The organism is Aquabacterium fontiphilum (assembly GCF_009909205.1).
GTDB lineage: Bacteria > Pseudomonadota > Gammaproteobacteria > Burkholderiales > Burkholderiaceae_C > Aquabacterium > Aquabacterium fontiphilum.
This window is the reverse complement of record NZ_JAAAPN010000008.1, coordinates 55,414-77,097: the sequence shown is the minus strand read 5'-3', so window position 1 is coordinate 77,097 and position 21,684 is coordinate 55,414. Positions and strand designations below refer to the sequence as shown.

The 21,684-nt window shown below is 66.7% G+C and carries 17 protein-coding genes; 5 read left to right on the top strand and 12 right to left on the bottom strand.

What is annotated here, in order from left to right; all coding sequences use genetic code 11:
- Window positions 1–7 precede the first annotated feature (7 nt).
- The 5 genes from fmt to GTZ97_RS10780 all read left to right on the top strand — a co-directional run bounded on the left by fmt (window position 8) and on the right by GTZ97_RS10780 (window position 8,109).
- Window positions 8–961, top strand: coding sequence for a methionyl-tRNA formyltransferase (gene fmt / locus GTZ97_RS10800; RefSeq protein ID WP_161650770.1), 954 nt, complete (start codon window positions 8–10; stop codon window positions 959–961).
- An 89-nt stretch (window positions 962–1,050) separates the two neighbouring features.
- Window positions 1,051–1,899, top strand: coding sequence for a zinc metalloprotease HtpX (gene htpX, locus GTZ97_RS10795; protein WP_161650639.1), 849 nt, complete (start codon window positions 1,051–1,053; stop codon window positions 1,897–1,899).
- Between the two features lie 152 nt (window positions 1,900–2,051).
- On the top strand, window positions 2,052–5,309 hold the full coding sequence (locus GTZ97_RS10790; RefSeq protein WP_161650638.1) for a bifunctional diguanylate cyclase/phosphodiesterase: 3,258 nt from the start codon (window positions 2,052–2,054) through the stop codon (window positions 5,307–5,309).
- Between the two features lie 141 nt (window positions 5,310–5,450).
- Entirely contained in the window at window positions 5,451–6,341 is an 891-nt protein-coding gene (locus GTZ97_RS10785; RefSeq protein ID WP_161650637.1) for a hypothetical protein, read from the top strand.
- Window positions 6,334–8,109, top strand: a complete 1,776-nt coding sequence (locus GTZ97_RS10780) for a GMC oxidoreductase (protein WP_161650636.1) — start codon at window positions 6,334–6,336, stop codon at window positions 8,107–8,109. The genes GTZ97_RS10785 and GTZ97_RS10780 overlap by 8 nt, the downstream gene beginning before the upstream one ends.
- A gap of 2 nt (window positions 8,110–8,111) precedes the next feature.
- Here the strand turns inward: GTZ97_RS10780 and GTZ97_RS10775 are convergent, their stop codons facing one another.
- The 12 genes from GTZ97_RS10775 to GTZ97_RS10720 all read right to left on the bottom strand — a co-directional run bounded on the left by GTZ97_RS10775 (window position 8,112) and on the right by GTZ97_RS10720 (window position 21,595).
- Window positions 8,112–8,624 (bottom strand): MSHA biogenesis protein MshP, encoded by a 513-nt coding sequence (locus GTZ97_RS10775; RefSeq protein WP_236651145.1) that lies wholly within the window; start codon window positions 8,622–8,624, stop codon window positions 8,112–8,114.
- Window positions 8,621–9,538, bottom strand: coding sequence for a PilW family protein (locus GTZ97_RS10770; RefSeq protein ID WP_161650635.1), 918 nt, complete (start codon window positions 9,536–9,538; stop codon window positions 8,621–8,623). Before GTZ97_RS10770 ends, GTZ97_RS10775 begins: the two co-directional genes overlap by 4 nt.
- Window positions 9,538–10,002 carry a type IV pilus modification PilV family protein gene (locus GTZ97_RS10765; protein WP_161650634.1) on the bottom strand — a complete coding sequence of 155 codons (465 nt, stop codon included), beginning with the start codon at window positions 10,000–10,002 and terminating at the stop codon, window positions 9,538–9,540. The genes GTZ97_RS10770 and GTZ97_RS10765 overlap by 1 nt, the downstream gene beginning before the upstream one ends.
- Complete coding sequence (locus tag GTZ97_RS10760; RefSeq protein WP_161650633.1) at window positions 9,992–10,483, bottom strand: pilus assembly FimT family protein; 492 nt, start codon at window positions 10,481–10,483, stop codon at window positions 9,992–9,994. The genes GTZ97_RS10765 and GTZ97_RS10760 overlap by 11 nt, the downstream gene beginning before the upstream one ends.
- The gene (locus GTZ97_RS10755; RefSeq protein ID WP_161650632.1) at window positions 10,464–13,535 is read right to left on the bottom strand and encodes a DUF6701 domain-containing protein; all 3,072 of its coding nucleotides are present in this window, start codon (window positions 13,533–13,535) and stop codon (window positions 10,464–10,466) included. The genes GTZ97_RS10760 and GTZ97_RS10755 overlap by 20 nt, the downstream gene beginning before the upstream one ends.
- Before the next feature lie 134 nt (window positions 13,536–13,669).
- Window positions 13,670–14,206 (bottom strand): prepilin-type N-terminal cleavage/methylation domain-containing protein, encoded by a 537-nt coding sequence (locus tag GTZ97_RS16995; protein WP_330863592.1) that lies wholly within the window; start codon window positions 14,204–14,206, stop codon window positions 13,670–13,672.
- Window positions 14,203–15,432 carry a type II secretion system F family protein gene (locus tag GTZ97_RS10745; RefSeq protein WP_161650631.1) on the bottom strand — a complete coding sequence of 410 codons (1,230 nt, stop codon included), beginning with the start codon at window positions 15,430–15,432 and terminating at the stop codon, window positions 14,203–14,205. Before GTZ97_RS10745 ends, GTZ97_RS16995 begins: the two co-directional genes overlap by 4 nt.
- Window positions 15,429–17,138: a GspE/PulE family protein gene (locus GTZ97_RS10740; RefSeq protein WP_161650630.1), complete on the bottom strand. Its 1,710-nt coding sequence runs from the start codon at window positions 17,136–17,138 to the stop codon at window positions 15,429–15,431. Before GTZ97_RS10740 ends, GTZ97_RS10745 begins: the two co-directional genes overlap by 4 nt.
- A gap of 8 nt (window positions 17,139–17,146) precedes the next feature.
- Window positions 17,147–18,898, bottom strand: coding sequence for a pilus (MSHA type) biogenesis protein MshL (gene mshL, locus GTZ97_RS10735; protein ID WP_236651144.1), 1,752 nt, complete (start codon window positions 18,896–18,898; stop codon window positions 17,147–17,149).
- Entirely contained in the window at window positions 18,895–19,323 is a 429-nt protein-coding gene (locus GTZ97_RS10730) for a hypothetical protein (RefSeq protein WP_161650629.1), read from the bottom strand. Before GTZ97_RS10730 ends, mshL begins: the two co-directional genes overlap by 4 nt.
- Window positions 19,320–20,021 (bottom strand): hypothetical protein, encoded by a 702-nt coding sequence (locus GTZ97_RS10725; protein ID WP_161650628.1) that lies wholly within the window; start codon window positions 20,019–20,021, stop codon window positions 19,320–19,322. Before GTZ97_RS10725 ends, GTZ97_RS10730 begins: the two co-directional genes overlap by 4 nt.
- The gene (locus tag GTZ97_RS10720; protein WP_161650627.1) at window positions 20,018–21,595 is read right to left on the bottom strand and encodes a type IV pilus biogenesis protein PilM; all 1,578 of its coding nucleotides are present in this window, start codon (window positions 21,593–21,595) and stop codon (window positions 20,018–20,020) included. The genes GTZ97_RS10725 and GTZ97_RS10720 overlap by 4 nt, the downstream gene beginning before the upstream one ends.
- Between the last annotated feature and the right edge of the window lie 89 nt (window positions 21,596–21,684).

Genomic DNA, 21,684 nt, shown 5'->3' with positions numbered 1-21,684 from the left:
CCGGCCGCTGAAGGTCGCCTTCGCCGGCACACCGGAGTTCGCCGCCGAAGCGCTGCGCGCGCTGCTGGCCGCCGGTTTCGACGTGCCGCTGGTGCTGACCCAGCCTGATCGGCCCGCCGGCCGGGGCATGAAGCTGCAGGCCTCGCCGGTCAAGCAACTGGCGCAGCAGCATGGCATCGCGGTGTCCCAGCCCCACAGCCTGAAACTGGATGGCAAGTATCCGGACGAGGCTGCCGCCGCCCGTGAAGCCATGCTGGCCAGCGGCGCTGATGTGCTGGTGGTGGCGGCCTACGGTCTGATCCTGCCGCAGTGGGTGCTGGACTGGCCGCGCCTGGGCTGCCTCAACATCCACGCCTCGCTGCTGCCACGCTGGCGGGGCGCCGCGCCCATCCACCGCGCCATCGAAGCAGGCGACGCCGAAACCGGCATCACCATCATGCAGATGGACGCCGGGCTGGACACCGGCGCCATGCTGCTGATTGAGCGTGAGCCCATCCGCGAAGACGACACCACCGCCGTGCTGCATGACCGGCTGGCCACGCTAGGCGGCCGACTCATCGTCGAGGCGCTGGAGATGGCCGCCTGCGGCGGACTGAGCCGCACGGCGCAACCGGCCGAGGGCATCACCTACGCGCACAAGATCGACAAGGCCGAGGCCGCCATCGACTGGCAACTGCCGGCCCGGACGTTGGCCCGCCGGGTACGCGCCTTCGACCCCTTTCCGGGCTGTACCTTCATGCTCGACACCGCCAAAGGGCCCGAAACCATGAAACTGTGGGCGGCTGGCGTCGTGCCAGCGTCGGGGGCGCCCGGCGAGGTGCTGCAAGCCCAGGGCGACAGCCTGATCGTGGCCTGCGGCGAGCAGGCGCTGGCATTGCGCACCCTGCAGCGGCCGGGGGGAAAGCGCATCAGCGTACGTGAATTCATGCAAAGTTGCGCTGTGCCGGCGCGCCTGGCTTGAAACTTCGGGTTGGCCACCCTATCTGATGGCTGCCACCCTGTCGTGGCGTGTTTTGTCGACCTGCTGAACGGGTTTGGAGGCCCGCACACATGTTCAACATGATGAAAACCGCCATCCTGATGGCGGCCATCACCGCCCTCTTCATGGCCTTGGGCCAGATGATTGGCGGGCAGTCCGGGATGATGCTGGCCCTGGTGGTCGCGCTCGGCATGAACTTCTTCAGCTACTGGTTCTCGGACAAGATGGTGCTGAAGATGTACAACGCCCGCGAGGTGGATGCCACCACGGCGCCGCGCTTCTACGCCATGGTCAAGGAGCTGGCCGACCGCGCCCAGTTGCCCATGCCCAAGGTCTACCTGATTGACGAGGCCGCCCCCAACGCCTTTGCCACCGGCCGCAACCCGGACAACGCGGCCGTGGCGGCCACGACCGGCATCATGCGCCTGCTCAGCGAGCGCGAGTTGCGGGGCGTGATGGCGCACGAGCTGGCCCACGTCAAGCACCGCGACATCCTGATCAGCACCATCAGCGCCACGATGGCCGGCGCCATCTCGATGCTGGCCAATTTCGCGATGTTCTTCGGCGGACGCGATTCCGAAGGCCGGCCGGCCAACCCCATCGTGGGCATTGCCGTGGCCATCCTGGCGCCACTGGCCGCAGGCGTGATCCAGATGGCCATCAGCCGCGCGCGTGAGTTCGAGGCCGACCGGGGTGGGGCCGAGATTTCAGGCGACCCCCAGGCGCTGGCCAGCGCGCTGCAGAAGATCGACCACTACGCCCGTGGGATTCCGCTGCCAGCGGCCGAGGCCCACCCGGAAACCGCCCAGATGATGATCATGAACCCGCTGTCTGGAGGCGGCCTGCGCGGGCTGTTTTCGACCCACCCGGCCACCGAGGAGCGCATCGCCCGCTTGATGGCCATGGCCCGCGGGGTGTGAGGCCTGTCACGTTTCCCACCGCTTTCTGGCCTGCAGACCACCTGCAACCCACTTGAATGAAGGGGGTGCGGCATCAAGCTGCACCCCCTTCTGTCCGATACAGGCCGAACGCGCCCGGAAAGCCGGGACATTTTCTATTCACGGGACCGCGCATGCAGGTGGACATCGAGAAGACCGAACAGGAATCCCGCTGGTTGCAGCGGGGCGCCTGGCTGGTGCTGATCCTGGGGGTGAGCTTCAGCCTGCTGGGCTGGTGGCACACCGCCCAATCCGTTCAGACCGAAGCCGATGAGAGATTGAAGCTGCAGTCGCAGCAGCTGCGGGTACAGCTGCAGCATCTGGTCACCGAGCACCTGCAGATCCTGTCGTCCTTCCAGGCCATGTTCCAGGCCCGCCCGGATCTGGATCGCCGTGCCTTCAACCGGCAGTACCAGTCGCTGGACACCGCACAGCGCTATCCGTCCTTGCTGGCCGTGCAGTATGCCGAACTCGTCCCTCGCAACCGCCTGCCCGATCTGGTGGCACGGGTACGCAGCGACCGCAGTCTGATGCCAGAGGGCTATCCGGATTTCGAGGTGCATCCCGGATCCGACCGCGACTGGGTGCTGCCCATCGTGTTCAACGAGCCCATGATGCGCAATCGACCCGCGTTCGGGTTCGACATCCTGTCGACGGCAGCCTTGCGCGACGTTGTTGAGCGCGCGCGCGACCAGGGCCGGGCGCAGACCTCCGCCCCCATCGAACTGGTACAGGGCGGGCTGGGCTTTGTCGTGCGCCTGCCGGTTTACCAGCCAGGCCTGCCGCTGAACACGACCGCGCAGCGGCGCGCGGCTTTCAGCGGCACGCTCAGCGGGGTCTACCGGGCGCAAGACCTCCTGATGGAGGTCGCACGCATCCACGACTGGTCGGACTGGCACTGGACGGTGCAGGACGTCACCGACAAGCCTGTTGCCCTGTTCGACACCGCCCGCATTCAGGCCGGTGCGCTGCACACCCAGGCCACCGCGCGGGATCGGCTGCAGAGCCATGTGGACATGGGCGGTCGCCAATGGCTGCTGACCCTGCACCGCGAGCCCGTGCGGGCGGCCATCCAGCCGTATCCGCTCGCGGTGCTGTTTGGCGGACTGACGGGCGCCTTCGGGCTGGCCATGGCGCTGCGCGTGGGGGCCAACCGCCACGCCAAGGCCGCCCGCATGGCTCGGCGCCTCAGTGCCGAAGCCCGCCAGAACGAACACCGGCTGCGCTCGGTCCTGGATCACACGGTCGACGGCATCCTCACGCTCAATGAGGAAGGCCGTATCCTGAGCGTCAACCAGGCCGTGTGCCGCATCTTCGGCCACGGCGAAGCCGACCTGCTCGGCCAGCCGCTGGGCAAGCTGCTGCCTGCCGCGCAGCCGGCCAGCGACCAGACTGGCATCCAGCCCTTTCTGGATCGCCTGCGGGTGGGCATGGACGGCGTAGGGCGGCGTGCGGAAGGCCAACGGGCCGGCGGTCAAACCTTCCCGGTGGACCTGGCCCACAGCCAGATGGCGCTGGACGGAGAGAACCAGCTGATCGTCATCCTGCGCGACCTCAGCGCACAGGAAGCGGCCGAACGCGCCATCATCGAAGCGCAGCGTCAGCTCAATGAAGTCGACGAGATGCGCCGCGTGATCGTCAACAACGCGCCGTATGCGATCTTCGTGCTCAACACGCAGGGCATCATCCAGGCCGTGAACCCGGCCGGCGAGCGTCTGGTCGGGCACCGGGCACAGGATCTCGTGGGGCGATGCACGACCCAGCGCTTCTTCGACCCGGATCAGGTGACCGAGCGCGCACGGCTGCTGTCGCTGCGCCTGAATCAGCCGCTCAGCGAGCTGGACGTGCTCACCCACTTGGCTCAGGAGTCGCCCGGTCTGCCCAGCGAATGGCACATGCTGCGTGCCGACGGCAGCCATCTGGTGGCGGAGATCCTCGTGACCGAACTGCGCAACGAGTTGGGCAACCTCACGGGCTACCTGGCCATGGCCCACGATGTGACCCTGCGCCGCGAAGCCGAGAACCAGCTTCAGCACATGGCCATGCACGACGCTTTGACGGCCCTGCCCAACCGCAACATGCTGCAGGATCAGCTCAAGGCCTGCCTCGCGCAGGCCGAACGCGACGGCCGCCACCTGGCCATGATGTTCCTCGACCTGGACCGCTTCAAGAAGATCAACGACAGCCTGGGCCACCACATTGGCGACAGCGTGCTGATCGAGGTGGCGCGTCGCCTGCGCATGGGCATGCGCACCTCCGACATCGTGGCACGCCTGGGCGGCGACGAGTTCGTCGTGCTGTTGCCGCAGATTGCCTCGGCCGACGATGGCGAGTACGTGGCGCGCAAGGTGCTGGACCTGTTCAAGGAGCCGCTGCGCATCGGGCCCCACGAGCTGCGCGTCACGCCCAGCATTGGGCTGGCCATCTACCCCGACCACGGCAAGGACGCCATCACGCTGATGCGCCACGCCGATCTGGCCATGTATCAGGCCAAGAACGACGGACGCAACCGCTTCGAGGTGTATGCCGAGAGCATGCAGCAATCGACCGCCGACACACTGGTGCTCGAGAACGACCTGTACAAGGCGCTGGAGCGCCAGGAGCTGCGCCTGCACTACCAGCCCCAGTTCGACTGCGCCACCGGGCGCATCACCGGCGCCGAGGCGCTGCTGCGCTGGGAGCACAACGGTCGTCTGGTGCCGCCGTCTGATTTCATTCCGCTGGCCGAAGAAACCGGCCTCATCGTCGCCATGGGCGAGTGGGTGCTGCGCGAAGCGTGCACGCGCGCCCAGGAGTGGCGCGTGCGCACGGGCTGGCCGCTGCGCATGAGCGTGAACCTGTCGGCCGTGCAGCTGGATCAGCCCGATGTGGACGACGTGGTCTCGCGCGCACTGCAGGAAACCGGCCTGCCGGCCACCGCGCTGGAGCTGGAAATCACGGAGAGCGTGGTCGTGCGTGAATCCCTGCGCGCCGCCGATGTGCTCAACCGCCTGCGCGCGCTCGGCGTGAGCATCGCGATCGACGACTTCGGCGTGGGCTACTCCAGTTTTGCCTACCTGCGCGAGCTGCCGGTCAACCGCTTCAAGCTGGACCGCAGCTTCCTGGTCAATGTGCCGCAATCGGTGGGCGACAGCCGGCTGGTGGGCGCGCTGATCGCGATGGGCCACCGGCTGGATGTGGGCATCGTCGCCGAGGGCGTCGAAACCGAGGCCCAGGCCGAGTTCCTGCGCGGCCATGGCTGCGACGAGGCCCAGGGCTACCACCTCGGTCGGCCGATGAAGGGCGAGGTGTTCGAGGCACTGCTGCTCGAACACGCTGCCCACACCGAACACGCCCAGGCCAGCCCCAAAGAGGCGCAGCCCACCGCACCGAGCGTCCAGGCCCTGTCCTGATCGTTTCCCGGCCGGGGGGGGCGCGCCGCGCGAGGGGCATGCGCACGCTCGGGGACGAGATCACGCCATGCCGCGCTGCGCGGCGCGATGCCGGCACGTTAAATGCCGCACGTTCGCCACGCAAACTTCCGTGGCCCCACCATGACACCCCCTCCCCGCCCCCAAGGGGACGTCGATCCTGCCTGCATCGATGTCCAGCGAAGACGCATCCTCAAACAGATGGGGGCCACCGCGTGGGTCTCGACCCCCGCGGGCATCGCCCTGGTGGGCGCCTCGGCCCACGCCCAGACCAGTTCCCAACCCGTGCTGGAACGGCTGGCAGCCCGCCTCAACCTCGTCAGCCGGCACACCATGGCAGGCGTGGCGGCCTTTTCGGTGCCCGGCAATGACCTCTACTCGATGGCGCAAGGCCAATGGGAGCCCACGCCCGGCGGGGTGAGCGCCAGGACGGACGCCTTTCTGGGCTACATGTTCGACAACTACCTGCCGCTGCCGGGCGCGTCCCAGCTGGCCACGGCGCTGGCCGAGCCGTTCTACCGCACCCGCATGCGCCTGGGCGACGGCACCAGCACCCTGTTCGGCTCGGCCATCGAGAGCGTGCTGTCCGCGCTGGACGCGGTGCCGCTGTCCCTGCTGCTGACCTTGATGCTCAACGGGCTGGCCGTGGTGGTGCGCCCCTCGAGCGCGCTGACCTTGCTGGGCGCGCCGTTTTGCGCCCTGTCCTGGCAGGACAAGGCCAAGGTGTTCGGCCTGATCGAAGCCCCGGGTGACGACGGCATGCGCCTGATCAGCGACAAGCTGATGGACCCGCTGAGCCGCACCGCCGTGGGCTATGTGCAGTTGTCGGCCGCCGGGCTGCTGACCTTCGCGGCGGCGGGCGCCTATGGCGAGTGGGCAGCCATCAACCCGCTGACCCGCCGCCTCAATTTCACGCCTGTGGGGTGGCAGCAGTCGAAGTACGAGGGCCCATCCATCGGGTGGAACGAGTTCAAGGGCTACTACCAAGACCGCAGGAGTGCTGACCATGCGTGACGTGATCGTGATCGGCGCAGGCGGCGGTGGTGCCGTGGTCGCCAAGGAACTGGCCGCGCGCGGCCTGGACGTGTTGATGCTGGATGCGGGGCCCGCCCACGCCAAGCCAGACACCGACTGGACGCAACTGGAGGACGACCAGAACAACCTGTTCAAGGGCGCCTTGCGTTGGGGCCCGTCGGACCGGACCAAAACGGGCTGGCTGCGCGACACGCCGCAGCCTTCGTTCATCAACCAGGTGGCCGGCGTGGGCGGCACGACCACCCATTACTTCGGCAACAGCCCGCGTGCGATGCCGGGTGTCTTCGCGGGCTACGCGGGCGCCGACGCGGCGTTGTACGACACGGCCCACCGCTTTCCGTTCCGCTACGACGAGCTGGTGCCCTACTACCGCTGGGTCGAGGCCATCCTGCCCGTGCAGACCGCCGCCATGGGCACCAAGGAGGCGGCGTTCTTTCGCGGCTGCGAAGGCATCGGCCTGCCCGTGCAGACGTCGAAGGACATCACCCGGGACGCCTTTCGGCCACAGGAAAACGCCATCCTGCAGCCCGAAGGCTGGGCGGGGCGAACGAACGACCCGGCGCGCTTGCAGTATCCGCAAGCCAAGGGCTGCACTTTTTGCGGTCATTGCTACCAGGGCTGTGCCATGCCGCGCCAGGCGCCAGTCAACCTCAAGGCCAAGCGCGCCACCAACGTCAGCTACGTGCCGATGGCGAAGACCGCGGATCTGTGGATGCCAGGCGGCAAAGCCATCACGCTGCGCGCCAATGCGTTCGTCACCCGGATTCACACCACCCGGCGCAACGGCGAATTGGAAGCCAGCCGGGTCGACTGGCGTGACGTGCGCAGTGGCCAGCGCCACACCGAAGAGGCGCGCGTGATCGTGCTGGCGGCGGGCGTGGTGGAGAGCCCCCGACTGTGGCTGAACAGCGACCTGCCGGATCCCAACGGCTGGGTGGGCCGCGGACTCACCGAGCACGCCTTCGACTGGCTCATCGGCGTCATGCCCTACGACACGGAGTCGAGCAAGGGGCCTGCCTCGGCGGCGCGTGCTGACTTTCCCGGCTCAGGTGCCCTGGAAAACGTCGGCCTGACGCCCGGCATCCAGGCCCTGGCCTCGAACTTCAGTGACAGTGGCATTCGCGGCGCGTACGACCTGGGCCTGGGCGAGACCGGCCCCTGGACGGGCAAGGCCGGCCGCGCCGTCGGGCGGGAGCTCAAGGACATGATGGGCGATGTCAACCGCCTGCTCAACGTGCTGGTGATCACCGACGACGATGTGGAGGCGCAGAACCGGGTGACGCTGTCGCGCATCTTCCCGCGCGACGAGCACGGCGCCATCCCGCGGGTCGAGATCGCCAAACGGCAGCGCAGCGCGCGCACGCTCAGGAACCGTCGGCAACTGGCAGAGAAGGCTGCCCATATCCTGAAGGCGGCGGGCGCGACCAAGATCCTGCGCGTCGACTTCCCGCCCTTTCTGCTGCATTTGCAGTCGTCGATGCGCATGGGGCTGAGCGCCGACAACTCGGTGCTCGACGATCAGGGCGAAGCGCGTTGGGTCAAGCGGCTGTATGTGGCCGACAACGCGGCGCTGGCCAATGGCTACGGCGGCGTGAACCCGACGCTGACCACCCAGGCCCTGGCCACGCGCACCGCCGAAAAGATCTTCCAGAAGTACTTTGGCGGCGAGGCATGGGTGGGGCGCGAGGGCCCCATCAGCTCGGTCGATGATCGGGTGACGCAGGCGGTGCTGGCGCGGGGACTGTGAGTTCAGTCGGTTTCCAGCACGTTGGCCACCTTGGCCACCCGCACGCGCTCCACGTAGCTGGGCCGCGTCACACTGGCGTTGTCAGGACACGTTGCCGCCGCGCCATTGCAGGCCGTGGCCGTGACCGTGTAGAGCCGAACCGTGCGCGGGGTCCCGGCGCTGGTTTCGCCTTCGATGTAGGAATCCGATTGGCAAACCACCGTCACGCGCACGCCCATGGTGCTGCGCAGATCCAGCGTCTGCGTGCTGCCCGCGCAGGTGGTCCAGCTTCCCCGCAGCGCCTGGAACATGCCCCACTGCGCACCGGCGTAAGCACCTTGAAAGGCCCGCGCACTGTCCAGATCCTGGGCGAGCGTGGTCTGCTGCGTCCACGTGAGCCGCAGAATGGCGGCCCCCAGCGTGGCCAGCATCACCAACACAACCATGGCGGCGATCACCCCCAGGCCCCGCTGACGACCGACGCGGCAGGCGTGCGGATGACGTGGCTGACACTGCTGCAAGTCCGGCATGGTCATGGTACGTTCATCACGTGGGCGCCCACGGCCAGACTGGCCGTTTCGCCGTTGCGGGCCAGCTCCAGATTCATCCACATGAAGCCGCTTTGCTGGGTAGCACCCTGGTTAGGGTCATAGACGAAGGTACAGCTGCGCACCCGGGTGGCCAACACATCGGCTGACCCCACGGCAGGGCAGCTGGTCGGATATGTCGACGTGAAGCTGCGCTTGAGCCGATAGAGCGTGCCCTTGCCGTTGCCTTGGGCATCGAGCGTGCCATCGGCGCCGCTGCAGATGTAGAACACCGCCTGCTCGCTGTTGGACACCAGTTGAAAGCGCCCGGCCCGGTACCCCGGTGAAATCGACAGCGCATTGATCGTCAGGCGCAGCTTGCCTTGCGAGGCCGTCGGCGTGGCCACGGCTGTCAGCGCAGAGCGGTTGGTGCCCTCGTACACATCGTTGCCGTTCTGGTTGTTGATCACGACCCAATCGCCCACCGACGGCGTGCGCACCGGCGCGGTCAGCGTGTCAAAGGTGGTGACGGACCGAGTGGGATCCACGAACGCTGCGCAGGTGCCGCTGGGCGAACTACAGCCTGGGGGGCTGTCGTTGGTGACGTCCGGCCCCTGACGGTAACGCCCGCCACCGATGCTGGGCACCAGTTCGAAGCACTGCGCATTGGGCATGCGGATGGAGTTGGGCACCGCGGTGCGCACATCGCGCACGATGCGGCGCAGCGCCGTGTCAGCCTGGTCGCTCAGATCCGATCGCGCGCGGGTGTCGGTGTAGGCGTCGAGCGCCGGGCGCACGAAAACCACGATGGTGGCGGCAATGATGCCCGTGATCACGATGACCACAATGAGCTCGACCAGCGTGAAGCCACGCTGGTTCGGTGAGACGGCCGGACCGCGTAGGAGTGGAGCGGGGCGCGCCATCATTGTGCGTAGTTGGTTCGCCAGCCGATCAGCGTGATGCTGTCGCTGCCGCGACTGGCCGTGACCGTGATGCGGCGCGCATCCGTGACACCTTCCAGCGTGCCAAGCTCGACAGCCACGGTCACCGAATAGCCGTTGAGGTTGGCGATCGGCACACCATCCAAGTTGCAGATCTGCCCGGTGGTCGCATAACCGTTGTAGTCGCCGATGTCATTGAACACGGCGCGGGCGCAGCCGGCTGCGGCCACATTGGTCGCCGTCGCAAATGGCTTGAGCGTGATCTCTTCAAGCATCTCTTCTGCAATCGACATGAGCTGCTTGCGCACCACCGGATCCACACTGGATCGCACGCCGGTATTGAACACGCTGAGCAGCCCGGCCAGGCCCACGCCGATGATGACGATGGCCATGATCATCTCGATCAATGTGAAGCCGCGGGTGCCCGGGCGCCCCTTACTCGACATGGCCAGTTTCCCCCCTGACGGTGATGGCGCTGGCGCCGGTCAGGCTGATGGTGCGATTCGATGCCGTGGTACCCGCGCCCGTGGTGGTGACACGGCCATCTGGCTGAAAAAACAGCACCCCTGCGGGCGTGACCGTGGTGAGCATGGCCGGGTTGTCTGCCGTGGCAAACGCCGCCCCGCCGGTCGGCCCCGCCAGCGACTGATTGCACGAAGTCGCCGGATTGGCCGAAGCGATCGTCAACGTCACGGTGGTGTCGGCCACAGTGGCGCACACCAGCCGACGGTGGCTCACGGCCGTTTTCTGCGCATACCGCAGCGAGGTGACCACGCCATCGCGCCAGCTGTCGTCGCGCAGGGCGACCGTGGCCTGAAGACGGGGCATCACGCTCACGGCCAGAATGCCCACCAGCACCATGATGATGATGAGCTCGGTCAGCGTGAACCCACGCTGCGCGCGACGATCAGAACACGTCCTGCGCATGCACCGCCTTGCTGGTTTCGGGTTTGAACACGCCGAACGTGGCACGCGCCGACGGATCCCGGTCATGCGTGCTCGCGCAGCTGCCATTGAGCGCGCGCAGCCAGTCTTGCTGCGCACCCGTGCTGCTCGGACGCGGGGTGCTGGCACAGGATTGGTCGGTCGCGGCACTGCCCAGGTTGACAGCCAGCTCCACCGTGCCGGTCGCCCCTCCCGTGGGCGCAGACAACACCAGACTGCCCGTGCCGCTCGACACGGTGACGTTGCCGGTCGGCGTGGTGGTCCACGTGGCGGTCTCAGCGCCCTTGTGATCGCGGTATGGCCCCCGGGCGACATGGCCGGTCTGGATCACCGTGCAGCTGTCGGCCGCATTGATGGCCCAAGCCTTGCCTGTCCAGTAGTGCACCTGGATGGGGACGGCCAGCGTGCTCTTCTCGCTGCCGAAGGCGTTGAAGAGACGCAGACGGCCGCTGCGCAGCGAAGGCCCCTGCTCGGTCTGGCCGACGGAGCTGACCGTCACGCCCGATTCCGTGTAGGCGGCACGCAAGGTGACACTGGCGGGTGCTGTGAGCTTGTCGGTGAAGGTGAAGCGCTGAGTGGCCAACGTGGCGTTGCCCGCACTGAACGTGGCCGCCGGCAGGCTGGTGGTTGCCAGACTGCCCAGCCCCGCATTCGTGGCAGCAGAGAGGGTGACCGCCCGAGCAAAGTTGGGCGAAGTGTTGGCACTGCCGTCGAAGTTGGCCACGACCGCATTGGCGGCGTTGCGCGCCCGCACCGTCATGCTGAAGGTCTGGCCACTGTAGGTGAAAGTGCCACAGGCTTGGGCGCCCACCTCCACCACAAAGTGATCCGGCACAAAGGGCCCGACGGCACCCGCCGGGCCGCTGCCCGTGCTGCCGCTGACATTCAGACCCGAGCTCAGGTAGTTGCTGCTGGTGGCCGTCAGGTCGGCATTGCCCACCTCTGACCAGCTCAGGTTGCTGGCCGTGGCCACGCCGCTGCTGAAAGCGCCGAGGCTGCCCGAGAACGTACCGTTCTGGGCGCCGGTGCCCGTGGGCTGGCGCCGGGTGAAGCTCAGCGTGGCCGACGCCGCCGAGGTCTCGCGGCCGAAGTTCGAGGTCTTCACCCCCGCGCGGTTGACAGCTGTCACCGTGGCGGCAAAGTTCCGGCCCGCCTTGATGGGCCCGGCCGTCACATCACTGAAGGCAAACGACGCGGGTGCGGCCACAAAGGTGTCCGCACCCGTCATGCTGAGGCCGGCATCAGCGCCACTGCCGGTGTAGCTCGCCGTGAGCCCCACCACACCCGCATCGGCATAGTCGACCGCCGCGGTGGCCACCCCGCTGGCATTGAAGTTGAGCGCCACGCTGCGCCCAGTGCCGTCGCACACCGCTGCGGCGTTGTTGCCCGCATTGAGCGCGTTGCCCGCCACACGAACGGGTACGAAGCCTGTGGTGGGGTTGCTGTAGCTGCAGCGGAAGTTGACCGTCTTGCTGCCGGTGAAGGCCGGCGCACAGGCCAGGCTGTTGTCTGCCTTGCGCACGGCGCTGATGTTGACCGACTGGCTGTCGCCTGCAACGTGGTTGGGCACGTCGAACAGAAATCCGGCTTCGGCCATGGTCTGGCTGCAACTGCCGCCACTGCTGGGCGTGGCGCCCATGCCGCAGTACACGGCCGGGGCACTGGAGGGCGCGGGCGACAGGCCGGTGAGGCCGACGGTATAGGCCTGGGCCTGCGTCAGTTGCGCCTGTACCGTGGTGCTGCTGGCGCCCGGCGTGATTGAGAACGCAGCCCCCGTCGGGTAGTGGACCGAGCCACCCGAGACGGACAGGCTTCCGCTGAGCCCGCCGGTATACAGCGAGCTGCAGTCCGCGTTGGAACAGGCCGTGATGGTGTAGGTGTTGGGTGTGCAGGTCAGACCAGTAGCACCACTGGCGACGCGGACATGGTGCAGTGCCGCACCCACGGTCAGGTTGCAACTGTTGCCGGAGGCAGGCGTCACACCCATCCCACAGAAGAACCGGGGCGTGTTGGTGGGCGTGGGCGTATGGGCCGACATGCCCAGTGTGGCGGTGCCCGTGGCAGTGAAGCGCAAGGTGACGCCGGTCGAGTTGACGGGGCCAGCCGGGATCGAGAAAGACGCAGACGGTGTGTAGCTGCCAGCCACCCCCGACACGGTGAGCGTGCCGGTCACGCCGTTGATGTAGGGCTGAGAGCAATCCGCATTGCCGCAAGCCGTCACCGTCACCGGCACGTCGGCGTTGCTGAATACCGAGGAAGAAGGGGTGGACAGGCGAAGGTGGTGCGGTGCCACCGCGCCGTCCACATAAGTCACAAAGTCGATGCGCATGGTCTGCGCGGTATCGGCCGACAAAAAGCCGCAGTTGCGGCACTCAAAGGTCTGGAACTCGACTTGCTTGATGCGCACGCCGTTGTCGGGCTGGTACTGCACGTAGACAGAGTGGTACTGGATGGCATCACCAAACAGCCAGCCCAGCAAAAGGTTGTACACATCTGCGAGCCAGTTGGCCGACACATAGGCGCCAACGCATTGGGCATCCCAGGACGTGCGGCAGTTCTTGAGAATCACGACGTTGTTGTTCTCAAGCGTGAGCCGAATGAACTGGGTGTTCTCGGAGTTGAACTGCACCCCCCACAGAAAGCCCACATAGGGTGTCGGATTGGTGAAGGTGATGCGCAGCGACGTGGCGTTGTCATTGACACCCGATGAGATGGCGGCATGGTTGCCTGCAAAGCCGGCCAACCCCGCGTTCGTGGCAGTCAGGCTGACGTTGCCAGGGCTGGTTCCGAGCAAACACAGCCCCAGAAACCTCGGGCAATCTCCGACCGACGTGGCCGACGTCATCCGCCCGGCACCTTCGCTGGCAATGGTGTTGGTGCTGAAATCGACTGTGCGCTGGTTGGCGGCCGTGGTGGGCGGCAGCGCACCCCAGCTGGTATAGACCGACAATCCTGCCCACGCGCCCAGGCTGCTACCGACCAGCCCGAGGGCCAGCAGCCACTGACCAAGCAGTTTGTAGAAACGGTTCAGCATGGGTGTACTCCAGACGCATGTCGCCACACGCTATCTGAACCGATTGTGAGAAACCGTGACGCTATCAAACCATGAAAAAAGGCACGCCTGGCGTGCCTTTTTCCGCATTGGGTGGCGTCAGTGCCGGTTTGGCATCACTGCCCTGCCCCCACGCCAGAAAAGTTCGCCGACAGGGTGGTGGAACCGACCGTTGTTGTCACACTGCAGCTACCCGGCGTCCCGTTACCGGTCATGGTCACGCTGGGAATGTTGTAGGTGTTGTTGCCCAGCGTAAACTGCCCGGGAGTAGCTGTAGCTGTAGCCCCCTGCAACAGCCCGATACCATCCCGGCAATTGGTGATAGCAACGCATTTGTTGGCGGTGACAGCGTGGCTCGTGGCGGAGCAGCCAGCATAGTTGATGGACATGGCGCTACCTAGATTGCCAGCCACGCCGTCCAAGGCGGACTTGGATGCGTCATCGCGCAGATCCAGGAACTTGGGCAGGGCCGTGGCAGCCAGGATGCCAAGAATCACGATGACCACAATCAACTCGATCATGGTAAAGCCGGTTTGGGTGCGTTTCATGGTGGGTACCTCGTTCAGATTCATGGAGGGGCCGGGGGCGTTATCCCGGTTATCGACAGTCGATTTCATGGCTTGAGAACTTTTTTCACGTGCGCCTGCGCTCATTTGCCCATCGTGGCGCCGCCCAGGTTCCACATGGGCAGAAACACACCAAGGGCCAGCAACAGCACGAGGCCGCCCATGAAGAAGATGAGGATGGGCTCGATCTGCTGCGACAGCGTTTTGAGCGCGTACTGAACATCGTTGGCATACATCTCCCCTACGTCGTCCAACAGTTCGTCCAACATGCCGGTTTCTTCACCGACGGCAATCATCTGCAGCACCAGCGGGGTGAACACCCCCGTACCGGCCGCTGCACTGGCCAGGGCCTCTCCACGCATGATGCGTTCACGCATGCCCTCGATGCATTTCGTGAGGTGGGCGTTGTCGGCTGTCAGCGCCACACCGGACAGCGCCCGTTCCAGCGGCACCCCGGCGCGCAACGACAGCGAGAACGCCCGTGTGAAGCGCGCGATCGCCGCTTTGTGCACGATGGGGCCCACCAGTGGCATGCGCAATACCAGCGCATCCCAGATGGGACGCCCCTGTGGCGACTTGCGCCAGCGCGTCCAGAAAAGGAAAGCGACCACGAAGGCACCCAGCATGCTCCAGCCATGCTCCAGCGTGAAGTTCGACGTGGCCACCAGAATCTGCGTGGGCACCGGCAGATCGGAGCCCAGGCTCTTGAACACCCCGGCAAAGGAAGGAATCACCATCACGTTGATCACGCCAATGGCCACGGCCATCGCGATCACGACAAATGTGGGATAGCGCAGCGCTGACTTGACCTGCTGGCTCATGAACATCTCGAACTCGAGGTGTTCGGTCATGCGCATGAAGACCTCCTCGAGCTTGCCCGAGGCCTCGCCCACGCGCACCATGGCCACGAAGAACGAGTCGAACACCTTGGGGTGGCGTGCCATGGCCGACGACAGCTCGAGGCCGGATTCCAAGTCACCTCGCAGATCGCCGATCACCTTTCGCAAGGTCGGGTTGGTGGCGGTTTCCTGCAGGCCCGCTAAAGCACGGAGGATGGGTACCCCCGCCTTAAACAGCGTGTGGATCTGCTTGCTCAGCAGCATCACGTCGGTCTGCGTGACCTTGGGTGCCATCCACGCCGGCGCGTTGACTGCTTGAGCTGCCTTGGCTGCCTGCAGCACATCTTCGCGGATGGTCAGCGGCACCCACCCACGAGCGCGCAGGTCGCCTGCCAGCGCAGCTGCCGAGGCCGCCTCCTGCGTGCCTTGTACCTGGCCGTTCGGCCCGCGGGCGGTGTAGTGAAAACGGCTCATTCATCCACCTGCGCACTCACGCGCATGGCCTCATCCACCGTGGTGCGGCCTTCCATCACCAGCCGGGCCGCATCGCGCTTGAGCGTGTGACCAGCCATGTGCTGTCGGCCGACCCGGGCGAACACGCCGGGCTCCGGATCCGACAGCGCCTCAATCAGCGGCAGCGTCATCTCCAGGAACTCGTACACCCCTGTACGTCCCCGGAAGCCCAGCTGGTTGCACTCGGCGCAGCCTTTGCCGTGGCGCAAGCGTGAAAGATCCACGTCTTCGCCCAGCATCTGGCGCAGCCACACCAGCTCCTGCGGCGTGGGCTCGTGGGGCACGGCGCAGTTGTTGCACAGCGTTCGCACGAGACGCTGCGCCACCACCAGCTGCAGCGACATCGCCACCATCCAGCGCGGCACGCCCATGTCGATCAGACGGGCAGGGGTCGACAGCGCGTCGTTGGTGTGCAGTGTCGACAGCACCAGGTGGCCCGTCATGGCCGCACGCATGCCGATTTCGGCTGTGGTCTTGTCGCGCATTTCGCCCACGAGGATCACATCCGGATCCTGGCGCAACGCCGAGCGCAACACGCGCTCGAAGCTCAGGTCGATCTTCTCGTGGACCTGCACCTGGTTGAGCCCGGGCAGACGGTACTCGACCGGGTCTTCGACAGTGATGATCTTGCGCTCGGTGCTGTTGAGCGCGTTGAGTGCGCCATACAGCGTGGTCGTCTTGCCGCTGCCAGTCGGGCCGGTCACCAGGATCAGGCCGCTGGGCTTGTCGATGGCGCGCGACAAGGCCTCGCGCATGCGCGGGGGCATGTCGAGCCGGGCGAGATCCAGCATGCCCGCGCTCTGGCTCAGCAAGCGCATCACGACCGATTCGCCGTGCTGCGACGGCAGCGTCGAGATCCGCACATCCACCGTGCCGTCTTTCAGGCGCACTGCAAAGCGGCCGTCCTGCGGCAGGCGCTTCTCGGAGATGTCCAGGCCCGACATCAGCTTCAGCCGCAGCGCCACGGCGCCGGCGATCTTCGAGTCGGCCTCGGTCTGCACATGCAGCACCCCGTCGATGCGGAAACGGATGCGCAGTTGCTTCTCTTGCGGCTCGATGTGAATGTCGGAGGCACGCAGGCGCAGGGCCTGCTCGAACACCGAGTACAACAGCCGCACCACTGGCGCGTCTTCGTTGCTGGTGGCGTCGATGCCAAGCAGATCACCCAGGTCGGATTCGACACTGGCCAGCTCCGAGGTCAGCTCGCGGGCGAGGCCTTCGATTTCCTGCTTGCTGCTGTAGACGCGGTCCAGCGCCGTCTGCAAGTGGGTCTCTGTGATGACGGCCAGCTCGACGCTGCGCTTGAGCAGGCGCGCCGCCTCATCGAACGCATAGATGTCGGTCGGGTCGGCAAAACCCACCAGCAAGCCAGCGGGGCCGTCGTCGAGCACGAGGGCGCGCAAACGACGGGCATGGGTCTCGGGCAACAGCTGCGCCAGATCGGGTCGCAGCGGAAAATGCGCCAGGTCGATGAAGGGCGCCCGCAACTGGCGCGCGACGGCCTTGGCGATCTGGGCCTCGGTGATCCAGCCGTGGTCGATCAGCACCTGGCCCAGCTTGCGCCCGCTGCTGCGTTGCTCGCCCAGCGCCTGGTCGAGCTGTTCCTGACTGACAAGGGCGTCCTGAACCAGCAGGTCACCCAGGCGGAAGCGTTGCGGGCGCGTCATGATCGTCCTCAGCGTTGGCCAGTGGCCTCGGTCACGTCGGCAGCCGCCACGCCTTGGGGCTGCGGCCAGGTGCCACCATCGTCCGAGACGATGGTCGGCTTGATGAGGATGACCAGCTCGTACTTGCTCCGACTGCTGCTCCGCTGACGGAACAGCCCACCCACCACGGGCGCTTCGCTCAGCCCTGGCACGCCACTGCGATCGCTGGACGAGTCCTGCTGCATCAGGCCGCCGATGGCCACCACCTCGCCGTCGCGCACCCGCACGATGCTGTCGGTTTCATTGATCGAACTCGAGGCCAACGGCAGCGTGTAGCGCCCCAGCGTGCCCAGGTCGATGGGCTTTTGCCGCTCGGTCACGACGCTCACGGTGGGGTGCACGTGCAGCATCACCGTGCCGTTGTCGTCGATCTGCGGGGTCACGTCCAGTGCGATGCCGCTGAAGAAGGGCTGCAGCGTCACCGTGGGCGAACTGGTGGTGGTGTTGCCATTGCTGGTCTGGTTGGTGGTGATGTTGGTGACGAACAGCTCGTCGCGCCCCACCTTGAGCACGGCCTTCTGGTTGTTGATGGTGGCAATGCGCGGGCTGGAAAGCACCCGCACGTCGCCCTGCGTTTCAAGAAAGGACACCAGGGCAGCAAACGAGGCAGACTGGAAGGCCAGGCCATAGAAGCCTTTGCCCAGCGCATCAGCCGTGGCCAGGGCATTGGGCAACACACTGCCGTTGGCGTTGGTCAGCGCGCCACTGTTGCTCAACGTGGTGCCGGGGGTGACGCCAACGGTACCCACCGTGCCACGGTTGCCATTGACCGACACCTGACGGAACAGCGACCAGTTCACACCCATTTGCGACGAGTCCGACAGGCGCACTTCGATGATCTTGGCCTCGAGCATCACCTGCCGCTCGATCGTGAGCTGCACCGCGCGCAGGTAGTCGGCCACTTGGCGCAGCTCCGACGGCGTCGCGCGCACCACGATGACGCCCGCGCCGGGGTTCAACGTGATGTTGCGGCCTTCCCGCCCGCCTAGCATCGATTTGAGCGAATCCTGGACGTCTTGCCAGAAGTTGGTGTCGGTCGTCATGCGCACGGCCGTCGTGTCGGCGCTGCCAGCGTTCGCGCCACCGGCAGCCGCCGCAGCGCTACCGCCCCCGCTTCCGCCGCTGCTGGCCTGCATGACAAAGTTCGAGTTCACCCGCAGGTCGGACGCGCCCTGACGCCGGCCGGGCAGGTAGCTGATGCGAAACAGGCGCGTCTGCACCGTGTTCGGATAGACAAAGACCCGGTTGCCAGAGGCGATGCGGTAGTCGTAGCCGTAAAGCTCACGCAGCGCTTCCAGCGCCTCGGGCACGGTGGTCTGACGCAGCTTGAGCGTGACGTTGCCCGTCACTTCGGGCGACACCAGCATGCTGTAGCTGCCATTGAGCCCCATCTGCAGGAACACCTGTGCAGCGGGCGCCTCATGGACCGCGATGTCAAAGCGTGCTTCCGGGGCTGGCGCGGTGGCCGGCGCAGGGCCTCGCACGGCCGGCGATGGCCGAGGCGCAACCCTTTGAACCACGGGGCTGTCGGCGTCGCCCTGGGTGACCTGGGCCAGTTCTGCAGGCGCAGCCGCCACCACGCGCGCCGCAGCAGGGACCGAGGTGAGCGTGAAGCTCAAGCGGTCGGCGCCGGCGTGCACGCCGCCTTGGGAAATGCCGACCATCAGGGCCATCCAGGTGCCAGCCGTCCGGGCGGTGCGTGGAAGGGAAGATCGCATCATGATGGTTCCTTTCGCGGTGCCACGACGGCTGTTCCGCGTTGTGTCAGCTTGTCGTGTCCGCCGGTGAGATGCAGGCGCCAGAGTCCGCCCGGCCCACGCACGACCACGTGATCTGCGGCAATGGTCTGCAGCGTCCAGTCACCTTGCCGCTGGCCAGGCTCTTGAAGTCGGCCGTCGAGGATGGCCACCGCGCGGCCAGAGGCGGCATCCCGCTGGATGCCCTGCAGGCGAGGCGGCCGCGTCTCGGCCTCACCGGCCTCGGGTCGCAGCCCAGGGGCGCTTGCCGGTGTGCCAGGTGGCGCCTTGCGCAGCCCCGGCGGCGCCCGCGTGGGATCAGGCAGGTTGATGAGCGGGTCGGCGTGCACCGCCACGCTGGCCAGGCTCAGCGCCACCAGCGCCACGCGAACGAGGTGCAGGCGGGTCATGGCGAGATCTCCAGCGCGTCCCGGTCGGGACTGTAGGTGTGGACGGCCAGCGTCAGCGCAGGCGGCGCGGGATCGGTCACCACCAATTGCAGGCGGTCCCACAAGAGCTTGCGTGGCATGCCCTCAACCGATCGCATCCAGCGCAGCAGCTCGATGTAGGGGCCCGACACCGTCACTTCCAGACGATGACGGTACAGCATGGCGGGCAGCCCCGTCGCAGCCGCGGCCCCATCGGCGACGAGCGAGACCTCTTGCGGCGCGAGCGTCCGCATGGACAGCAGCCGCAACTGGCCATTCTGTTCCAGCAGGCCGCGCATCAGCTGCGGCATCTCGCGGGCCGGCAGCAGCAGCGCCTGCTGCCTGTCCAGTTCGGCCTGGCCCTCTGCCAGGCGCTGACGCACCTGCTGGAGTTCGTTCTCGGCATCCCGCTTGGCCTGGATTGCGGCCATCACCTGCTGCTGCAGTTCGGTCTGCAGCGCCTGCGCAGCCGCCTGCGCCGTCTGTTCGCGCTTGCGCGCGTCCTGCATCTGCTTGAAGCCGGGCGTGAGCCAGAAGGTGTCGAACACCAGCCAGATCCCGGCCAGCACCGCCACAATGATCAAACGCCGCTCATTGGGCTGACGCGCGTCAAACAGCCGCCGCCCCTGGCGCCAGCGCATGAGCACCTGAGGCCACCAGGTCTTCCAGTTGGCACTCATGGTTGGGCCTCCTTGTCAGCGCGCGCGTCAGCACCGCGCTGGGTCTCCATCTGGCCGCGCAGGATGAACTCGGTGACCCCCTGGGGCACATCCGCCTCTTCCGCCACGGCGCGCATCTCCATCTGGGCGAAGCGGCGCCCCTTGAAGCGCTCTTCGCCATGCAAGCGCGCCAGGTAGGGCGGCAGCATGGCGGGGTCGGTGGTCCGGCCGCGCAACTCCAGGTCCCGGCCATCGCCGCTCAAGCGCAGCCCGGTAATCCACAGCGAGCCCTGGGCCTGTCGCCCCAAGGCCATGAGGTAGTCCGAGTAGCCGGTCGACGCCTCGGCTCCGCTGCCGCGCAGCACCTCGCGCATCTGTCGCTGTACGGCCTCCTGCTGCTTGAGCGAGGCCACTTGTCTGACAAGGGGGTCTTCCGGGAGCGACTGGACCTGACCCTGCAACTCCGCAAGCCTGGCCTCAGCGGCCTCAGCGCGCTGATTGGCCTCGGCAACCGCCCACATGAGGCCGCCAGCGGCCAGCACGCACAGACCGAGCGCCGCACCTGCCAGACGCAGGCCGAAGCGTGCCCCCCAGGAAGGCGGCTGCGTCAGCGCGCTGTGCGGGTCCAGCAACTTGACCTGTTGTCGCCCCTGGGCCGCACACCAGCCGCGCAGCGCTGCGCCGATCGCGCAGAGATCGGTCGCCGTGGCATGGGTGGCGAGATGCTCGGCAGACGGCGGCAAACCACCCATGTCCATACAGCTTGCGAGGTCCATGGACTGCACAGGCAGGTAGATCAACTCGGCAAGCAGGCCCAGCGTGTCGTCTCCACAGCCGGGCGGCAAGGCCACCGTCAGTTTGGACAGGGGCGCCTGGCTGTGTACGCGCTCATGGGTATCCAGCGTGCGCAGCACCTCCAGCGCGGCGCGACTCAACGCCTGCCCCCGCGTGTCGTCCGCCGCCGTGATGGCCGACAGCGCGACTTCGATGTGGCGCATCATGACCAGCTCGCCCTGGAAGGTGATCACCAGCAATGCCTGCTGGTCACCGAAGGCCAGCAGGGCGTGCGCCTTGTCTGGCTCTTCTCCGAGCGCGCAGACGTTGCGCAACGCGGTCTCCTGGACCTCGATGGCGGCCCAGGCCAAGCCGTGGTCGTCCGCTGCGAGCTCGAGCTGGTTGTATCCCTCGCGGGCCAGCGCCACGGTCAGGGTGGCGTTGCTTTGCCGGATCTGGGTGGCTTGCGGTAGCGCCAGCACGTCGACGAGCGCGTCATCGATCGGAAACTCCACTTGCTCGCGCAACGACCAGCGAATCGCGTCGGCCCATTCCTCACGGGGCACCTCGGGCGCCTCGGCAGCCAGAATGCGGTAAGCCTCCATGGGCGCCACGGCCGCCAGCTGTGCTCCGCGGACGGCATGCTGCCGCTGCAGGGCCTTCAACGCAGTTGACAGCGCATCGGCGTCCGCACGCCAGAACCAATCCAGCCTGGGCCGCCCTTGAGCGCCATGGCTGACCTGGGCAGCCGCCGCCAGGGCCCCACTGAGGGCCACTGCCAGCCAGTGCCCTGGCGCACGCGACGGTCGACGGAACAACATGCAGCACTCCCGCATTCACACGGTTGTGATGCTGACAGAGCGCCTTCCACCAAGTGGAACGAATAAATGCCCGAACGTGTCTTAATTCT

What these genes read in the sequence shown, in the direction of transcription:
- htpX (WP_161650639.1), top strand. Translation starts at nt 1,051, where the DNA reads ATGTTCAACATGATGAAAACCGCCATCCTGATGGCGGCCATCACCGCC.
- GTZ97_RS10790 (WP_161650638.1), top strand. Translation starts at nt 2,052, where the DNA reads ATGCAGGTGGACATCGAGAAGACCGAACAGGAATCCCGCTGGTTGCAG.
- GTZ97_RS10785 (WP_161650637.1), top strand. Translation starts at nt 5,451, where the DNA reads ATGACACCCCCTCCCCGCCCCCAAGGGGACGTCGATCCTGCCTGCATC.
- GTZ97_RS10780 (WP_161650636.1), top strand. Translation starts at nt 6,334, where the DNA reads ATGCGTGACGTGATCGTGATCGGCGCAGGCGGCGGTGGTGCCGTGGTC.
- GTZ97_RS10775 (WP_236651145.1), bottom strand. Translation starts at nt 8,624, where the DNA reads ATGACCATGCCGGACTTGCAGCAGTGTCAGCCACGTCATCCGCACGCC.
- GTZ97_RS10770 (WP_161650635.1), bottom strand. Translation starts at nt 9,538, where the DNA reads ATGGCGCGCCCCGCTCCACTCCTACGCGGTCCGGCCGTCTCACCGAAC.
- GTZ97_RS10765 (WP_161650634.1), bottom strand. Translation starts at nt 10,002, where the DNA reads ATGTCGAGTAAGGGGCGCCCGGGCACCCGCGGCTTCACATTGATCGAG.
- GTZ97_RS10760 (WP_161650633.1), bottom strand. Translation starts at nt 10,483, where the DNA reads ATGCGCAGGACGTGTTCTGATCGTCGCGCGCAGCGTGGGTTCACGCTG.
- GTZ97_RS10755 (WP_161650632.1), bottom strand. Translation starts at nt 13,535, where the DNA reads ATGCTGAACCGTTTCTACAAACTGCTTGGTCAGTGGCTGCTGGCCCTC.
- GTZ97_RS16995 (WP_330863592.1), bottom strand. Translation starts at nt 14,206, where the DNA reads ATGAGCGCAGGCGCACGTGAAAAAAGTTCTCAAGCCATGAAATCGACT.
- GTZ97_RS10745 (WP_161650631.1), bottom strand. Translation starts at nt 15,432, where the DNA reads ATGAGCCGTTTTCACTACACCGCCCGCGGGCCGAACGGCCAGGTACAA.
- GTZ97_RS10740 (WP_161650630.1), bottom strand. Translation starts at nt 17,138, where the DNA reads ATGACGCGCCCGCAACGCTTCCGCCTGGGTGACCTGCTGGTTCAGGAC.
- mshL (WP_236651144.1), bottom strand. Translation starts at nt 18,898, where the DNA reads ATGATGCGATCTTCCCTTCCACGCACCGCCCGGACGGCTGGCACCTGG.
- GTZ97_RS10730 (WP_161650629.1), bottom strand. Translation starts at nt 19,323, where the DNA reads ATGACCCGCCTGCACCTCGTTCGCGTGGCGCTGGTGGCGCTGAGCCTG.
- GTZ97_RS10725 (WP_161650628.1), bottom strand. Translation starts at nt 20,021, where the DNA reads ATGAGTGCCAACTGGAAGACCTGGTGGCCTCAGGTGCTCATGCGCTGG.
- GTZ97_RS10720 (WP_161650627.1), bottom strand. Translation starts at nt 21,595, where the DNA reads ATGTTGTTCCGTCGACCGTCGCGTGCGCCAGGGCACTGGCTGGCAGTG.